Raw genomic sequence first — 15,812 nt, 5'->3', positions numbered from 1 at the left:
CACTTTCCCGCGTGGGCCTGTTTTTTACTGCCCGTTATCGCTAGATACGTTTGACCCCGAAACCCCGGCCGGTGTGAATCGTCCGGGGTTTCTGCGTTTCAGACCGTACCTTTTCGCGTCCCGGCCCAATACGCTTTCAAGCTGTGGAACGAGGCCGTGAGGTGCGCAGCAAAGGTGTGTCTGCGCGACATTGCCGGTTTCTCGACAAAGTGCCAGGACAGCATTGCAGCGATCAATACGATCGGAAAAGCTACCAACATCATGCTGACCGGGCCGATGCCTTTGATTTGATGCGCCAGAATTTCCTGAACCGGAAAAGCGTAAATGTAGACCCCGTAGGAGTAATCGCCCAACTCGTTATAGCGATCCGCGACACGGTGAGTGGCGAAACCCAGGTAAAAAATCAGGTAGGTCCAGGCGAACACGAAGCACTCGAAGAAAAATGCCGTCTGATAGGCCCAGCCCGCCAGTGCCGCCAGCGGCAGGAACCAGACGAATCGATGCTGGATGTGCTGCCGATAACGATACAGCGACATGCCGAGCACGAACGGCAGGCTCCACGTAAAGAAAAACTGCGCGCGATGCAGTTCGTTGAGCCAGGTGGTGTTAGCCAGAAGGGCCTTGAACGCGACATAAGCAACGGCGTAGATCAGCAGGAAAACGGCGAAGCGCGGGCCGCGGCCGTAGAACGCGAACGCACCGAGGACCCCCACCAGAATATAGAGCGTGACTTCGTAGAAGAGCGTCCAGAGTGACCCGTTGATGCCTGGCCAAGGGTTATCCGCAAATAGGCCCGGCAGTTGAAATTTCATGCTGAACAGCATCAGGTTATTGCTCAGGTAGCTGTAAATTGCCCCTGAGCGGAAATATTCCAGCGTACCCAGTGTCGTAAAGAGCGGCCCGATCAGAAACACGCTCAACAGCAGCACCAACGTCAGGCCGGGGTAGATGCGCAGGAACCGCGCCGAGAAGAAGTCCAGGTTGCTCGGTGCACGGTCGCGACTCAATGATATGAAGAAACCCGACACGCAGAAAAAGGTGATGACCGCCAATTCGCCCAGCGAGATACCGAGCCAGCTGGAAAGCGGTTCAACGGCAGTATCGCCCTGCGCCAATGGGTAGCTGTGAGAAATGAGCACGGCAGTGGCGGCGAGCATTCTGATCAGGTTGAAGTTATTGTTTCGTCTGGAAGCCAGATCACCCAATGTATTCATAGCGCCTCCGCCCTCGACCCAGGGCAACAACGTCTCGATCCATTCACCGCTGTGATGCTTCACGTCCTGAGCAACGCGTAATACCGAAGAGGCAATGATTGTGGTTCTACGCTGGAACCATACACCGGCGGTGTGCCGCGTCTAATTGCCATCAATAATCGCCCTGTGAATAACCCGGTTGCCAATAATTTGACCAAAGCCACTGCTCGATAGATTTGCTTGTGGCGAGTGCCGGTTTTCAGCTGTTCAACCCGATTTTCTGGAAGCGAAGATGCCTGCCGAGTCCATCCGCAAAACGCTGCAGCACACTGTCGAAGGACAGCGCCTTGAAGGAGACTCGGCCACGCAATGGCGCGAATGGGGGCCGTATGTCAGTGATCGTCAGTGGGGCACTGTGCGCGAGGATTACAGCGCCGATGGTGATGCGTGGGCCTATTTCCCTCATGATCATGCCCGTAGCCGCGCCTATCGTTGGGGCGAGGACGGTCTGGCCGGGTTTTCGGACAAAGCGCAGCACTGGTGTCTGGGGCTGGCGCTGTGGAACGAACGTGACCCGATTCTCAAGGAGCGCCTGTTCGGGTTGAACAACGCCGAAGGTAATCACGGGGAAGACGTCAAGGAGCTGTACTTTCACGTCGATGGGCTACCGAGCCACGCTTACCTGCGCATGCTCTACAAATACCCCCACGCGGCGTTTCCCTACAGTGATCTGGTGGAAGAAAACGCGCGTCGGGGGCTGGACGATCCGGAATACGAAGTGCTCGATACCGGCGTCTTCAACGACAGCCATTATTTCGACGTGAGCATCGAGTACGCCAAGAACACGCCTGACGATGTATTCATGCGGGTGACGGTGGTCAACCGGTCGAACCGCTCGGCCCGCTTGCATGTCCTTCCCCAAGTATGGGCTCGGGATATCTGGAGTTGGGCACCGGGCGTCAAGCGCCCTGCCCTGTCCCGTGTGGATAACCGGATCCTGGCCGTTCACCCGATGCAGGGGGGAAAGGAAGCCACTGCATGGGGTCACGAATCCTGCGATTGGCTGTTCTGCGAGAACATTACCAATACGCCCAAGCTGTTCGATAAGCTCGCGACAGGGCCGTTCAAGGATGGCATCGGCGAATGTGTGGTGGCAGGAGACACAGATGCCATTCGCCGCGACAGTGGAACCAAGGTCGCGGCGCACTTCATCATGGCGCTCGAAGGCGGTGCCGCCCAAGCGGTCTACCTGCGTTTCGCCCCTCCAGATGCCCCCCATGTGAATGCCAAAGCGTTATTCGAACAACGCCGTGCCGAGGCGGACGACTACTACAGCGTTTTGCAGCAGGATCTGCATGACCCCGACGCACGCAATGTTCAGCGTCAGGCGCTGGCCGGGTTGCTGTGGTCCAAGCAGCTCTACTATTTCGACGTCAAAGCCTGGCTCGATGGCGATTCCGGGCAACGCCCACTGCCCCCCGAGCGGTCGCGTATCCGCAACAGCCAATGGCGGCATCTGTGCAATTTCGACATCGTTTCGATGCCGGACAAATGGGAGTACCCGTGGTACGCGTCCTGGGATCTGGCGTTTCAGGCCGTGGCGTTCTCCTTGATCGATATCGACTTCGCCAAGGATCAGTTGCTGTTGCTAGTCAAGGACCGCTTCATGCATCCCAACGGCCAGCTGCCGGCGTATGAGTGGCGATTCGACGACGCCAATCCGCCGGTTCATGCGTGGGCATCGTGGCGCGTCTATCAGATGGAAAAAGCGCAGAAGGGTCAGGGCGATGCGGTTTTTCTCGAAAAGGTTTTCCACAAACTGCTGTTGAATTTCTCGTGGTGGGTCAATCGCAAGGACGCCGAAGGCCACAACATCTTTCAGGGCGGTTTTCTGGGGCTGGACAACATCGGCCTTTTCGATCGCTCGGCGGCCCTTGCGCCGGGTTATCAACTCGACCAGGCAGACGGCACGGCGTGGGTCGCCGGTTACGCCCTGGACCTGATGCGTATCGCACTGGAGCTGGCCCAGCGCAATGAGGTGTATGTCGACATCTCGGTGAAGTTTTTCGAGCACTTCCTTTATATAGCGGGGGCGATCAACGAGGTCGACCAGGAAGACATCGAAGGGCTGTGGAACGATGAAGACGGATTCTTCTATGACGTATTGCACCGCCCGGATGGTCTTCGCGAGTCGGTTAAACTGCGATCGTTCGTCGGCCTCATTCCGCTGTTCGCCGTGCGTGTGCTCGAGCAGCGGGAGCACGAAGGGCTCAAGGGGCTGCGCGAACGTCTGCTGGGATTTCTGGATCACCGCCCCGATCTGGCCGCATTGATCTCGCGCTGGACCGAGCCTGGCAAGGGCAATCGCCTGTTACTGGCGCTGCTGCGGGGTCAACGTACCAAAGACCTGATCAAGCGCATGCTCGATGAGAACGAGTTTCTGTCGGGGTTCGGTGTGCGTTCGTTGTCACGTTTCTATGGCGAAAACCCGTTTAGCATGCAGATCAATGGCACTACGTTGTGCGCGGATTACGAGCCGGCCGAATCGAACTCTCGTCTGTTCGGCGGTAACTCTAACTGGCGCGGCCCGGTCTGGATGCCACTGAACTACATGCTGATCGAATCGCTGCGTGAGTTTCATCGCTACTACGACGAGAATTTTTCCGTGGAATACCCCAGCGGCTCTGGCTATCTGGCGACACTGGGGGAAGTGGCCGACGGGTTGAGCTGCCGCATCAACAGCCTGTTCCTGCGCAATGAAGAAGGTGTTCGGCCTTCGATGGCGGGCTATCCCCAGCTTGAACTGGATCCCGAGAGTCGGGATCTGGTGTTGTTTCACGAGTACTTTCATGGCGAGAACGGCCGCGGCCTCGGCGCTTCTCACCAGACGGGGTGGAGTGCGCTGGTGGCCCTGCTGCTGCAACCGAAGGCGTAAGCTGGCGAGCTGTTACAGGGACGTTGTTGTTCATCCAAAGGACGGACCAAGGAGCTTTTCCCGAATGTCGTTTCGCAAATATCAGAAAGTGCTGGCTATCCCTCGGGTGCTGCCGGCTACGTTGTTCATGTTCGTCGCAGGTTTACCGCTGACGATCATGTCCCTCACCTTGAGTCTGCATGTCCTCAACGAAATGCACCGTGGCTATCTCGATGCCGGGGTCGTGGGCACTGCAACAGCGCTGGGTTTCGCTGTGGGATCGCCGCTGTTGGGGCGCATGATCGACCGCCACGGACTGCGCCCGGTGGTGGCGGTGTGCGGGACGTTATCGACGGTGGCCTGGATGCTGTTGCCCTTGGTGAGCTATCCGATCTACGTGTGTCTGGCATTCATCGCCGGGATGTTCACCGTTCCCACAGGTTCCCTGGCACGCCAGTTCGTGGCGAGCCTCGTGCCCGAAGACCAGCGCCGGCCAGCCTATTCATTGAATATGATGCTGATGGAGCTCGGGTTTGTGATCGGCCCCGCCACCGGCATTTTCCTGATCACGAGTTATTCGGCGACAGCGACCATTTTCGGCATCGGTTTGTGGCGCGCTCTGTCGTATGTCGTGCTCTACAAACTGAATTGGCCGACACGTTCTCTCGATGAGGTTGCCCAGGATCCCGCCCGGGTTCGGCCCAAATTGCGGACCTGGATGAGTGGACGCCTGCTGAGCGTGATGTTTGTCAGCGCCGGGGCGCTGTTCGTGCTGTATGGCACCGAACTGGCGCTCATCGCCGTGCTGCGGGAAAACGGCGACATCGCCTTCACCGGCTACGTTATTGCCGCCATGTCCATCGCCTCCATCGTGGGTGGATTCGTGCATGGCATCGTTCATCGATCCTGGTCCCAGGCACAGCTGGCCTTAGCGATGAGTTTGCTGCTGTTGCCGGTCGCCTTGTTCGATCAGGTCTGGTGGTGGCTGTTGTTGGCGTTGCTGCCGACCAACCTGTTGTGTACGCCGACGCTGGCTGCCGGGTCCGAGGCTGTTGCCAAACTGGCGCCTGCCAGCGTGCGTGGAGAGGTCATGGGATTGCATGACTCAGCGTACCGAATCGGTCAGACGCTTTCCGCGCCTCTGGTGGGGTTTGCCATCGATAGCCTTTCCCCGGCAATGGGGTTCGTGGCGGCGGCTTGCGGAGGGTTAGTGCTGATCGCAATTGCAGCGCTTTGCAATCTGTTGATATCCGAACGGAGGCAAACGGTTTGAGCGGGATTCGATCTTGAGCCGGGAAGGCTCAAGACCGATGTTTTCAGGCTGAAAAAATATCGCTAAGAAAAAACTTATGCACGTTTCTGGGTCGCTCATCGCAGTCAGAAATAAGCAATTAAATTAACGAGTTACCGATGATTATCAAAAATTTCACACATTTGGTGCACAGGTTATCCACAATTCAGACCGGTGATTTCTCGGGTGTTGGCGCGGGCATGGCGGGCGAGCCCAATGCCTTCTGAGTGGCCTCGTTCCAGGCCCAGACCCGGTCGTTGAGCGCTGCGATGGCGCGGGGACCGGTGCCCTCTGCATACATTGGCTCGCCGATCACCACCTCAATGGTCCCCGGCTTCTTGCCCCAGCCTTCTTTCGGCCAGTATCTGCCCGCATTGTGAGCAATGGGCAGGACCGGCAACTCAGCGTTGACCGCCAGGGCCGAACCACTGCGCGAAAACTTGCCGATCTGGCCGTAAGGCACCCGTGTCCCTTCCGGGAAAATCATCACCCAGACGCCATCCTTCAACAACTCATCGCCCTTCTTGGCGACAACTTTCAGTGCGGCTTTCGGGTTGTTGCGATCAATGGCAATCGGTCGCAGCATCGCCATGGCCCAGCCAAAGAACGGCACGTACAACAGTTCGCATTTGAGCACCTGGCTCAGAGGCTGGAAATGCGCCGACAGGAAGAACGTTTCCCAGGTGCTCTGGTGATTGGAAACAATCACGCAAGGCGTCTTGGGGACATTCTCCTGGCCGGTGACATTGACCTTGATGTTGAGCAGCACTTTGGTCAGCCAGACCGCACAGCGACACCAATACACATTGATGAAACGGTAACGAATACGGAATGGCAGGAAAGGCGCGATAAAGAAACTCAGCGAGCACCACAGCAGAGCGCTGGAGCCCAGCAGCAGGTAAAAGAAGAAGATCCTGATGGCCTGCACTATCGACATAGCTGCTTTTACCATTACGGGCATTGCCCGAATTGAGCGTGCCGTTGAACGACTGGTCAGCCGTTCAACGAGGCGCTGTTGTGAATAAGTTCTGCGGCAACCGCCGCCAGATCGTCAAAAATCAACGTTCCTGCGGGCAGTGGAGTGCTCCGCGTCTTTTGACCTTTGCCCGTCATGACCAGAACAGGTTGAGAGTCGACGGCCACCGCCGCCTCCAGGTCACCCTTGCTGTCACCGACAAACCATATTCCGTGCAAATCCACGGCGTAATGGCGGGCAATGGTGTGCAACATGCCCGGTTTGGGTTTGCGACAATCGCATCCCTGATCCGGGCCGTGAGGGCAGTAAACAATCAGACCGACCTCGCCGCCCTGTTCCGCCACCAGCGCTCGCAAACGAGCGTGCATGGCGTCGAGGGTAGCCAGATCGTAATAACCGCGAGCGATGCCGGACTGGTTGGTAGCGACCGCCACCGTCCAGCCGGCCTTGCTCAGTTGCGCGATCGCCTCGATCGAGCCGGGAATCGGAATCCACTCAGCCACCGACTTGATGTAAGCGTCGGAGTCTTCGTTGATCACTCCGTCCCGATCGAGAATCACAAGCTTCAAATCTTTTGCTCCTGCCTCAGCCCGCGCTCAACCCAGCAGGGAAATGTCTGCAACGCCAAGAAACAGATTGCGCAACCGCGCCAGCAACGCATAGCGGTTGGCCCGTACGTTCGCATCTTCAGCGTTGACCATCACCGCTTCGAAGAACGCATCGACGGGTTCGCGCAATGCGGCCAGACGTGTCAGAGCTTCGTTGTACTGACGATTTGCCGACATCGGCGCGACAGCCTGATCGGCCTGCTGAATCGCCGAGTAAAGCGAGAACTCGTTGGCGTTGTCGAAGTACTTGGGCTCGACAGTCTGGGCGATGCTGCCCTCAGCCTTGCTCAGCAGATTCGATACGCGCTTGTTCACGGCGGCCAGTGCAGCGGCTTCTGGCAGCGTGCGGAAGGCTTGAACGGCTTGCACGCGCTGGTCGAAGTCCAGTGCCGAACCCGGTTGCAGGGCACGTACCGATAGATAGACCGAAACATCGACCCCTTCGTCTTCGTAACGCGCGCGCAGGCGGTCGAAGATGAATTCCAGTACCTGTTCGGCCAGACCTGCCGACTTCACCTTGGCACCGAACTGGGTGACGGCGAATTGCACGGTCTTGATCAGGTCCAGATCCAGCTTCTTCTCGATCAGGATGCGCAGGATGCCCAGCGCCGCGCGACGCAGTGCATAGGGGTCCTTGCTGCCGGTTGGCAGCATGCCGATGCCGAAGATGCCGACCAGGGTATCGAGCTTGTCGGCGATGGCGACGGCAGCGCCGGTCAGCGTACCTGGCAACTCAGCGCCAGCGCCACGGGGCATGTACTGCTCGTTCAGCGCCAGTGCGACGTCTTCCGGCTCGCCGTCTGCCAGGGCGTAGTAGTAACCCGCCACGCCCTGCATTTCCGGGAACTCGCCGACCATTTCGGTCGCCAGGTCGCACTTGGACAGCAGGCCTGCACGGCCTGCACGCTGAGCATCGCCGCCAATGCGCGGGGCGATGAACGCGGCCAGCCTGGAAACGCGCTCGGCCTTGTCGAACACGGTGCCCAGTTGAGCCTGGAACACGACGTTCTGCAGACGCTGGTTGAAGGTTTCCAGCTTCTGCTTCTTGTCCTGCTTGAAGAAGAACTCGGCATCGGTCAGGCGTGGGCGAACGACTTTCTCGTTACCCAGCACGATCTGCGACGGGTCCTTGCTGTCGACGTTGGCCACTGTGATGAACCGCGGCAGCAGCTTGCCGTTGGCGTCCAGCAGGCAGAAATACTTCTGGTTGTCCTGCATGGTGGTGATCAGGGCTTCCTGAGGCACTTCGAGGAAACGCTCTTCGAACGAACACACCAGCGGCACCGGCCATTCGACCAGTGCAGTCACTTCGTCCAGCAACGCAGGCGGCACGATTGCCGTGCCTTCGTGCTGGTTCGCCAACTCGTCGACGCGCTTGCTGATCAACTGACGGCGTTCATTGAAGTCGGCCAGTACGTGGGCAGCGCGCAGGTCGCTGGCGTAGTTGGCAGGCGACGAGATGCGCACGTTTTCAGGATGATGGAAGCGATGACCACGGGATTCACGGCCAGCGGTCTGAGCGAGGATGGTGCAGTCGATCACTTGATCGCCGAACAGCATCACCAGCCATTGGGTTGGACGCACGAACTCTTCCTTGCGCGCACCCCAGCGCATGCGCTTGGGGATCGGCAGGTCGTTCAGCGAGTCTTCGATGATAGTCGGCAGCAGGCTCGCGGTCGGTTTGCCGGCGATGCTCTGGCTGTAACGCAGTTTCGGGCCACTCTGATCGATTTCGCTCAGATCGACGCCGCACTTCTTGGCGAAGCCCAGTGCGGCCTGAGTCGGGTTACCTTCGGCGTCGAATGCGGCCTGACGTGGCGGGCCGTCCAGATTGACGCTGCGGTCCGGTTGTTGGGTCGACAGTTCGGTGATCAGCACAGCCAGACGACGCGGTGCGGCATAGACCTGTTTGGCGCTGTACGTCAGACCCGCGGCCTGCAAGCCTTTTTCGATACCGGCCAGGAACGCGTCACCCAGGGTGTTGAGGGCTTTGGGTGGCAGTTCTTCGGTGCCCAGTTCAACCAGGAAATCTTGAGCACTCATTGTGCAGCCTCCAGCTTAGCCAACACTTCGTCGCGAATATCGGGTGCGGCCATCGGGAAACCAAGTTTGGCCCGAGCCATCAGGTACGCCTGGGCCACGGAACGAGCCAGGGTGCGTACGCGCAGAATGTATTGCTGACGCGCAGTCACGGAAATCGCGCGACGGGCATCCAGCAGGTTGAAGGTGTGCGAGGCCTTGAGAACCATTTCATAGCTTGGCAGCGGCAGTTCAGCTGCGATCAGGCGAACGGCTTCGCTTTCGTAGAAGTCGAACAGCTCGAACAGTTTCTCGATGTTGGCGTGTTCGAAGTTATAGGTCGATTGCTCCACTTCGTTCTGGTGGAATACATCGCCGTAGGTGACTTTGCCGAACGGGCCGTCGGTCCAGACCAGGTCGTAAACCGATTCGACGCCTTGCAGGTACATCGCCAGACGCTCGAGGCCGTAGGTGATTTCACCCGTGACCGGGTAGCACTCGATGCCGCCCACTTGCTGGAAGTAGGTGAATTGCGAGACTTCCATGCCGTTGAGCCAGATTTCCCAGCCCAGGCCCCAGGCGCCCAGGGTTGGCGATTCCCAGTTGTCTTCGACGAAGCGCACGTCGTGCACCAGCGGATCGAGACCCACATGCTTCAGCGAGCCAAGATACAGCTCCTGGAAGTTGTCCGGGTTCGGCTTGAGGACCACCTGAAACTGATAGTAGTGCTGCAGGCGGTTAGGGTTCTCGCCATAACGGCCATCGGTAGGACGACGGCTCGGCTGTACGTAGGCGGCGTTCCAGGTTTCCGGGCCGACGGCGCGCAGAAACGTGGCGGTGTGGAAAGTGCCGGCGCCCACTTCCATATCGTAGGGCTGAAGTACCACACAACCTTGCTCAGCCCAGTATTGCTGGAGGGCGAGGATCAAGTCTTGGAAGGTACGCACGGCTGGCGTAGGCTGGCTCACGAAATTCACCTGTACTGGGGGGCTGCGATTTAAAGAGCGGGAGTATACCCGATTCGGCAGCGCCTCCACCCTTGGGAGCCCTATGCCACGCTGCTTTTGGTGCAACGAAGATCCGCTTTACATGGACTACCACGATCAAGAGTGGGGCGTGCCGTTGCGCGACGCGCAGATGCTGTTCGAGTTTCTATTGCTCGAAGGGTTCCAGGCCGGCCTTTCGTGGATCACGATTCTCAAGAAGCGTGCCCGTTATCGGGAAGTGATGTTCAACTTCGATGTACGACGCATCGCCGCGATGACCGATGCAGAAATCGAAGCGTTGATGCTCGAGCCCGGCATCGTTCGCAATCGTCTGAAACTCAATGCGGCCCGCAAGAACGCTCAGGCCTGGCTGCGCCTGGATGACCCGGTGGCGTTCGTCTGGTCCTTCGTGGGCGGCAACCCCAAGGTCAACCATTTCAAGGACCGGAGCGAAGTCCCGGCGATCACGCCAGAAGCCGAGGCGATGAGCAAAGCGCTGAAGAAAGCCGGCTTTACCTTCGTCGGCCCGACCATCTGCTACGCCTATATGCAGGCGACCGGGATGGTCATGGACCACACAGTTGATTGCGACCGGTATGCGCAATTATCAAGATGAAACACAGATCCCTTGTAGCCGTACTGCTACGAGGCGGGGTGGATAGTTCGAATTTCACCGGTGATGGTTACAATGCCCACCTCATCGATTCAGGAGTGATCTGTGGATAAGTTCAAAGGCGCCATGATGGTCGGGGCGTTGCGGTTATTCGCCCTGTTGCCGTGGCGTGCCGTGCAGTGGGTAGGGACCGGCATCGGTTGGTTGATGTGGAAGCTGCCCAATCGTTCTCGCGAGGTCGCGCGGATCAATCTTTCCAAATGCTTCCCCGAGCTTGGCCCGGCCGAGCTTGAGGCGCTGGTCGGTCGCAGCCTGATGGACATCGGCAAAACGTTGACCGAAAGTGCCTGCGCCTGGATATGGCCTGCTCAAAAATCGATCAACCTGGTGCGTGAGGTCGAAGGTCTCCAGGTGTTGAAAGACGCCTTGGCATCGGGCAAGGGCGTGGTCGGCATCACCAGCCATCTGGGCAACTGGGAAGTGCTCAATCACTTCTATTGCAGCCAGTGCAAACCGATCATTTTCTATCGCCCGCCCAAACTCAAGGCGGTGGACGAGTTGCTGCGTAAACAGCGGGTGCAACTGGGCAACCGCGTGGCCGCGTCGACCAAGGAAGGCATCCTGAGCGTCATCAAGGAAGTCCGCAAAGGCGGCTCGGTGGGGATTCCAGCTGATCCTGAGCCCGCGGAATCAGCGGGCATCTTCGTTCCGTTCTGCGGCACCGTAGCGCTGACCAGCAAGTTCGTGCCAAACATGCTGGCAGGCGGCAAGGCCGTCGGTGTGTTCCTGCATGCCATGCGGCTGGAGGACGGTTCCGGCTACAAGGTGGTACTCGAAGCAGCCCCCGACGACATGTACAGCACCGACACCGAAACCTCGGCGGCCGCGATGAGCAAGGTGGTGGAGAAGTACGTACGGGCTTATCCGAGCCAGTACATGTGGACCATGAAACGCTTCAAGAAGCGGCCCGAGGGTGAGAAGCGCTGGTACTGATACACCACGAATCCCTGTAGCAGTCCGGCTTGCCGGCGGCAGCGATTCCACTGACGCCACCGCTGGCAAGCCGTGCTGCTACAGAGGCAACGTCTTTTCAGGGCGTCAGGTCTTGCGATCCAGCTTTTTCAAAAACACCGTCATTTCCTTCTCGGCCTGTTTATCGCCATGCCCGATGGCAGCCTGAATCCCCTGTTCCCATGCCGAGCGAGCCTGTGCATTGTCACCCGCTCCCAGCCAGGCCTTGCCAAGCAGCTTCCACGCCGCCGAATACGTGGGGTCGAATTCAACGCAGCGCTGCAGATGTTCGGCTGCCTTCTGGTGTTCTCCAGCATCCAGATAACCCTTGCCCAGTCCAAACCTGAGCAAGGCGTTGTCCATGCCTTTGGCGAGCATCTTTTCCAGTGATTCGAGCATGCCGTTCCCTCCTTAAAAAAAGCTCAGCCCCACCTGAAACAGCTTTTCCACATCACGGATGTGCTTTTTATCCACCAGAAACATGACCACATGATCGCCGGATTCGATGACCGTGCTGTCGTGGGCGATGAGCACTTTTTCGTCGCGGGTGATGGCGCCGATGGTGGTGCCCGGCGGCAGGTTGATGTGCATGATGGCCTTGCCGATCACCTTGCTCGATTTTGCGTCGCCGTGGGCCACAATCTCGATGGCTTCCGCCGCCCCGCGCCGCAACGAATGTACACTGACGATATCGCCCCGTCGCACATGGGCCAGCAAGGTGCCAATGGTCGCCAACTGCGGGCTGACCGCGATGTCGATTTCCCCGCCCTGCACCAGATCGACATAGGCCGGGTTGTTGATGATGGTCATGACTTTCTTCGCCCCTAGCCGCTTGGCCAGCAGCGAAGACATGATGTTGGCCTCGTCGTCGTTGGTCAGGGCCAGGAACAGGTCGGCATTGTCGATGTTCTCTTCCATCAACAGGTCGCGGTCCGAAGAGCTGCCTTGCAGGATCACCGTATTGTCGAGGGAGTCCGACAGATAGCGGCAGCGCGCCGGGTTCATCTCGATGATCTTGACCTGATAGCGGTTTTCGATGGCCTCGGCCAGTCGCTCACCGATCTGACCACCGCCGGCGATGACGATGCGCTTGTAGCTCGCATCGAGCTGGCGCATCTCGCCCATCACTGCGCGGATGTCGGCCTTGGCCGCGATGAAAAACACCTCGTCATCGGCCTCGATGACAGTGTCGCCCTGGGGGATGATCGGCCGATCACGGCGGAAGATCGCGGCAACGCGGGTGTCGACATTCGGCATGTGTGCGCGCAACTGACGAAGTTGCTGACCCACCAACGGGCCGCCGTAGTAGGCCTTGACCGCCACGAGTTGCACCTTGCCGTCGGCGAAGTCGATCACCTGCAATGCGCTGGGGTACTCGATCAGACGCTTGATGTAGTTGGTGACCACCTGCTCCGGGCTAATCAGCACATCTACCGGAATCGCTTCGTTGTTGAACAGCCCGGCGCGGGTCAGGTAGGCCGACTCCCGAACCCGGGCAATCTTGGTCGGGGTGTGGAACAGGGTGTAGGCGACCTGGCAGGCGACCATGTTGGTTTCGTCACTGCTGGTCACGGCAACCAGCATGTCAGCATCGTCCGCGCCGGCCTGACGCAGCACGGTTGGAAACGAACCGCGGCCTTGCACGGTGCGGATGTCCAGACGATCACCCAACGCCCGCAGACGATCCGGATCGGTGTCGACCACAGTGATGTCGTTGGCTTCGCTGGCCAGATGCTCAGCCAGCGTGCCGCCAACCTGTCCTGCACCGAGAATGATGATCTTCAATCAGTCTCTCCTTGAAGTGATTGTGTCTTCAGGCGGAAAACGCCTCTGTAGCAGTCCGGCTTGCCGACGGTGGCATTTTTGATATTACTGCCGCCGGCAAGCCGGACTGCTACAGGTCGAGGTTCAGCCGAAAAAATCAGGTGTTCGCCGAGATCTTGATCAGTTTGGCGTAATAAAAGCCGTCATGGCCGCCTTCCTGTGCCAGCAACTGGCGGCCATGGGGCTGTTTCAGTCCCGGTGGCGGGTTACCTTGCTGGCCGGCGATGTCCAGCTCTCTTGCGCCGGGCGTGCGCGCGAGGAAGGCGTCGATCACTTCGGTGTTCTCGGTCGGCAGCGTTGAACAGGTGGCATACAGCAGCATGCCGCCCACTTGCAGCGTCGGCCACAGCGCATCCAGCAATTGGCCTTGCAGCTCCGCCAGCGCGGGAATGTCGTCGGCCTGGCGCGTCAGTTTGATGTCCGGATGACGACGGATGACCCCGGTCGCCGAACACGGCGCGTCGAGCAGGATGCGCTGGAACGGCTTGCCATCCCACCATTGATCAGTGGCGCGAGCGTCAGCGGCGATGAGCTCTGCGCTCAGGCCGAGACGGTCGAGGTTCTCCCTCACACGGACCATGCGCTTGGCTTCCAGATCCACGGCGACGACGCCCGCCAGGCCCGGTTGAACTTCCAGCAGGTGGCAAGTCTTTCCACCCGGCGCGCAGCAAGCATCGAGCACGCGCTGCCCCGGTGCCAGCTCCAGCAGGTCCGCCGCCAGTTGCGCGGCTTCGTCCTGCACGCTGATCCAGCCTTCGGCAAAACCCGGCAGCGAGCGGACGTCGCCCGGCTCGGCGAGCACGATCCCGTCCTGACTGAACGAGCTGGCAGTCGCAGCGATGCCTGCCTCTTGCAGCAACTGGAGATATTGATCACGGGTTTTGTGGCGGCGGTTGACGCGCAGGATCATGGGCGGATGCGCGTTGTTCGCTGCGCAGATTGCTTCCCAATGCTCAGGCCATGCGGCTTTTAGCGCCTTCTGCAACCAGCGCGGATGAGCCGTGCGCACCACCGGGTCATGCTCCAGTTCGGTCAGCAGCGCTTCGCCTTCACGTTGCGCGCGACGCAGCACAGCATTGAGCAGCGCCTTGGCCCACGGTTTTTTCAGTTTGTCGGCGCAGCCCACGGTTTCGCCGATGGCAGCGTGGGCCGGGATGCGTGAGTAGAACAGCTGATACAGACCCACCAGCAGAAGCGCCTGGACGTCGTTGTCTGCAGCCTTGAACGGCTTCTGCAGAAGTTTTGCGGCCAGGGCGGACAGACGAGGCTCCCAGCGTGCGGTGCCGAAGGCCAGGTCTTGAGTCAGGCCGCGATCACGGTCTTCGACCTTGTCCAGTTGCGTCGGCAGCGAACTGTTGAGCGAGGCCTTGCCACTCAGTACGGCAGCCAGGGCCTTGGCGGCAGCCAGACGCGGATTCATTGGCTATCCGCCGCTTGGCCGAGCACAGTACCGAGCGCGAATTTCTCGCGGCGGCTGTTGAACAGGTCAGTGAAATTCAGCGGTTTTCCGCCTGGCAATTGTAAACGGGTCAGGCGTAGTGCGCCTTGGCCACAGGCGACCGTCAGGCCGTCCTTGCTGGCGGCGAGAATAGTGCCCGGCTCGCCGTTGCCTTCTGCAATCTGAGCGGCCAGCACTTTGAGCGCTTCGCCGTTGAGGGTGCTGTGGCAGATCGGCCAAGGATTGAAAGCGCGAACCAGTCGCTCGAGTTCGTCAGCCGGACGCGTCCAGTCGATCCGCGCCTCGTCCTTGTTCAGCTTGTGGGCGTAGGTCGCGAGGCTGTCGTCCTGCACCTCGCCCACCAGCGAGCCGTCAGCCAGACCGGCAATGGCTTGCAACACAGCCACAGGGCCCAATTCGGCCAGTCGGTCGTGCAGCGTGCCGCCGGTGTCCTCGCCAGTGATCGGGGTAATGGCCTTGAGCAGCATCGGGCCGGTATCCAGACCCGCCTCCATGCGCATCACCGTCACACCGCTTTGGGCATCGCCCGCCTGGACCGCGCGCTGGATCGGCGCCGCACCACGCCAGCGTGGGAGCAGCGAGGCGTGACTGTTGATGCAGCCCAGGCGCGGAATATCCAGCACCACTTGCGGCAGGATCAACCCGTAGGCGACGACGACCATGAGGTCGGGCTTGAGCGCAGCGAGTTCGGCCTGAGCGTCCGGCGCGCGCAGCGTCGGCGGTTGCAATACCGTAATGTCGTGTTGCACAGCGAGTTGCTTGACCGGGCTTGGCATCAGCTTCTGACCGCGGCCCGCCGGGCGATCGGGCTGGGTGTAGACCGCGATCACGTCATACGGGCTGTCGAGCAGGGCTTTGAGGTGTTCGGCGGCAAATTCCGGGGTGCCGGCGAAGACGATGCGCAGTGGCTCAGTCATG

Annotated in this window: 13 protein-coding genes; 4 read left to right on the top strand and 9 right to left on the bottom strand. The window is 59.6% G+C overall.

Going from position 1 to position 15,812, the window contains the following annotated elements; translation table 11 throughout:
- Positions 1-98: 98 nt before the first annotated feature.
- A complete protein-coding gene (locus D3M70_RS24965; protein ID WP_120128275.1) occupies positions 99-1,214 on the bottom strand; it encodes an acyltransferase in 1,116 nt (371 codons plus the stop codon).
- 271 nt (positions 1,215-1,485) lie between these two features.
- Between D3M70_RS24965 and D3M70_RS24960 the strand changes: the two genes are divergently transcribed.
- Positions 1,486-4,128 (top strand): glucosidase, encoded by a 2,643-nt coding sequence (locus tag D3M70_RS24960; protein WP_120128274.1) that lies wholly within the window; start codon positions 1,486-1,488, stop codon positions 4,126-4,128.
- Between the two features lie 64 nt (positions 4,129-4,192).
- Positions 4,193-5,380, top strand: a complete 1,188-nt coding sequence (locus tag D3M70_RS24955) for an MFS transporter (protein WP_165869874.1) — start codon at positions 4,193-4,195, stop codon at positions 5,378-5,380.
- Between the two features lie 184 nt (positions 5,381-5,564).
- Here D3M70_RS24955 and D3M70_RS24950 read toward each other — a convergent pair whose 3' ends face one another.
- The 4 genes from D3M70_RS24950 to glyQ are packed head-to-tail and all read right to left on the bottom strand — an operon-like array spanning position 5,565 to position 9,969.
- The gene (locus D3M70_RS24950; protein WP_120128272.1) at positions 5,565-6,335 is read right to left on the bottom strand and encodes a 1-acyl-sn-glycerol-3-phosphate acyltransferase; all 771 of its coding nucleotides are present in this window, start codon (positions 6,333-6,335) and stop codon (positions 5,565-5,567) included.
- A 56-nt stretch (positions 6,336-6,391) separates the two neighbouring features.
- Positions 6,392-6,943 (bottom strand): D-glycero-beta-D-manno-heptose 1,7-bisphosphate 7-phosphatase, encoded by a 552-nt coding sequence (gmhB, locus tag D3M70_RS24945; protein WP_120128271.1) that lies wholly within the window; start codon positions 6,941-6,943, stop codon positions 6,392-6,394.
- 27 nt (positions 6,944-6,970) lie between these two features.
- Positions 6,971-9,025 (bottom strand): glycine--tRNA ligase subunit beta, encoded by a 2,055-nt coding sequence (gene glyS / locus D3M70_RS24940; protein WP_120128270.1) that lies wholly within the window; start codon positions 9,023-9,025, stop codon positions 6,971-6,973.
- Positions 9,022-9,969 (bottom strand): glycine--tRNA ligase subunit alpha, encoded by a 948-nt coding sequence (glyQ, locus tag D3M70_RS24935; RefSeq protein ID WP_120128269.1) that lies wholly within the window; start codon positions 9,967-9,969, stop codon positions 9,022-9,024. The genes glyS and glyQ overlap by 4 nt, the downstream gene beginning before the upstream one ends.
- 82 nt (positions 9,970-10,051) lie before the next feature.
- Between glyQ and D3M70_RS24930 the strand changes: the two genes are divergently transcribed.
- Positions 10,052-10,603 carry a DNA-3-methyladenine glycosylase I gene (locus D3M70_RS24930; RefSeq protein ID WP_120128268.1) on the top strand — a complete coding sequence of 184 codons (552 nt, stop codon included), beginning with the start codon at positions 10,052-10,054 and terminating at the stop codon, positions 10,601-10,603.
- 102 nt (positions 10,604-10,705) lie between these two features.
- Entirely contained in the window at positions 10,706-11,593 is an 888-nt protein-coding gene (locus D3M70_RS24925) for a lysophospholipid acyltransferase (protein WP_120128267.1), read from the top strand.
- 105 nt (positions 11,594-11,698) lie between these two features.
- Here D3M70_RS24925 and D3M70_RS24920 read toward each other — a convergent pair whose 3' ends face one another.
- From D3M70_RS24920 to fmt, 4 genes are all read right to left on the bottom strand, one after another.
- A complete protein-coding gene (locus D3M70_RS24920; RefSeq protein ID WP_120128266.1) occupies positions 11,699-12,010 on the bottom strand; it encodes a tetratricopeptide repeat protein in 312 nt (103 codons plus the stop codon).
- Between the two features lie 12 nt (positions 12,011-12,022).
- Positions 12,023-13,396 (bottom strand): Trk system potassium transporter TrkA, encoded by a 1,374-nt coding sequence (gene trkA / locus D3M70_RS24915; protein WP_120128265.1) that lies wholly within the window; start codon positions 13,394-13,396, stop codon positions 12,023-12,025.
- Positions 13,397-13,532: 136 nt separating this feature from the next.
- Entirely contained in the window at positions 13,533-14,855 is a 1,323-nt protein-coding gene (gene rsmB, locus D3M70_RS24910; RefSeq protein WP_120128264.1) for a 16S rRNA (cytosine(967)-C(5))-methyltransferase RsmB, read from the bottom strand.
- Positions 14,852-15,811 carry a methionyl-tRNA formyltransferase gene (gene fmt / locus D3M70_RS24905; RefSeq protein WP_120128263.1) on the bottom strand — a complete coding sequence of 320 codons (960 nt, stop codon included), beginning with the start codon at positions 15,809-15,811 and terminating at the stop codon, positions 14,852-14,854. Before fmt ends, rsmB begins: the two co-directional genes overlap by 4 nt.
- Position 15,812 lies beyond the last annotated feature (1 nt).

This window comes from Pseudomonas sp. LS-2, assembly GCF_003605735.1.
In the GTDB taxonomy this organism is placed as follows: domain Bacteria; phylum Pseudomonadota; class Gammaproteobacteria; order Pseudomonadales; family Pseudomonadaceae; genus Aquipseudomonas.
The sequence above is the reverse complement of the archived record's forward strand: the minus strand, read 5'-3'. Positions and strand labels throughout refer to the sequence as shown.

What these genes read in the sequence shown, in the direction of transcription:
- D3M70_RS24955 (WP_165869874.1), top strand. Translation starts at nt 4,193, where the DNA reads ATGTCGTTTCGCAAATATCAGAAAGTGCTGGCTATCCCTCGGGTGCTG.
- fmt (WP_120128263.1), bottom strand. Translation starts at nt 15,811, where the DNA reads ATGACTGAGCCACTGCGCATCGTCTTCGCCGGCACCCCGGAATTTGCC.
- rsmB (WP_120128264.1), bottom strand. Translation starts at nt 14,855, where the DNA reads ATGAATCCGCGTCTGGCTGCCGCCAAGGCCCTGGCTGCCGTACTGAGT.
- D3M70_RS24950 (WP_120128272.1), bottom strand. Translation starts at nt 6,335, where the DNA reads ATGTCGATAGTGCAGGCCATCAGGATCTTCTTCTTTTACCTGCTGCTG.
- D3M70_RS24930 (WP_120128268.1), top strand. Translation starts at nt 10,052, where the DNA reads ATGCCACGCTGCTTTTGGTGCAACGAAGATCCGCTTTACATGGACTAC.
- glyS (WP_120128270.1), bottom strand. Translation starts at nt 9,025, where the DNA reads ATGAGTGCTCAAGATTTCCTGGTTGAACTGGGCACCGAAGAACTGCCA.
- D3M70_RS24965 (WP_120128275.1), bottom strand. Translation starts at nt 1,214, where the DNA reads ATGAATACATTGGGTGATCTGGCTTCCAGACGAAACAATAACTTCAAC.
- D3M70_RS24960 (WP_120128274.1), top strand. Translation starts at nt 1,486, where the DNA reads ATGCCTGCCGAGTCCATCCGCAAAACGCTGCAGCACACTGTCGAAGGA.
- D3M70_RS24920 (WP_120128266.1), bottom strand. Translation starts at nt 12,010, where the DNA reads ATGCTCGAATCACTGGAAAAGATGCTCGCCAAAGGCATGGACAACGCC.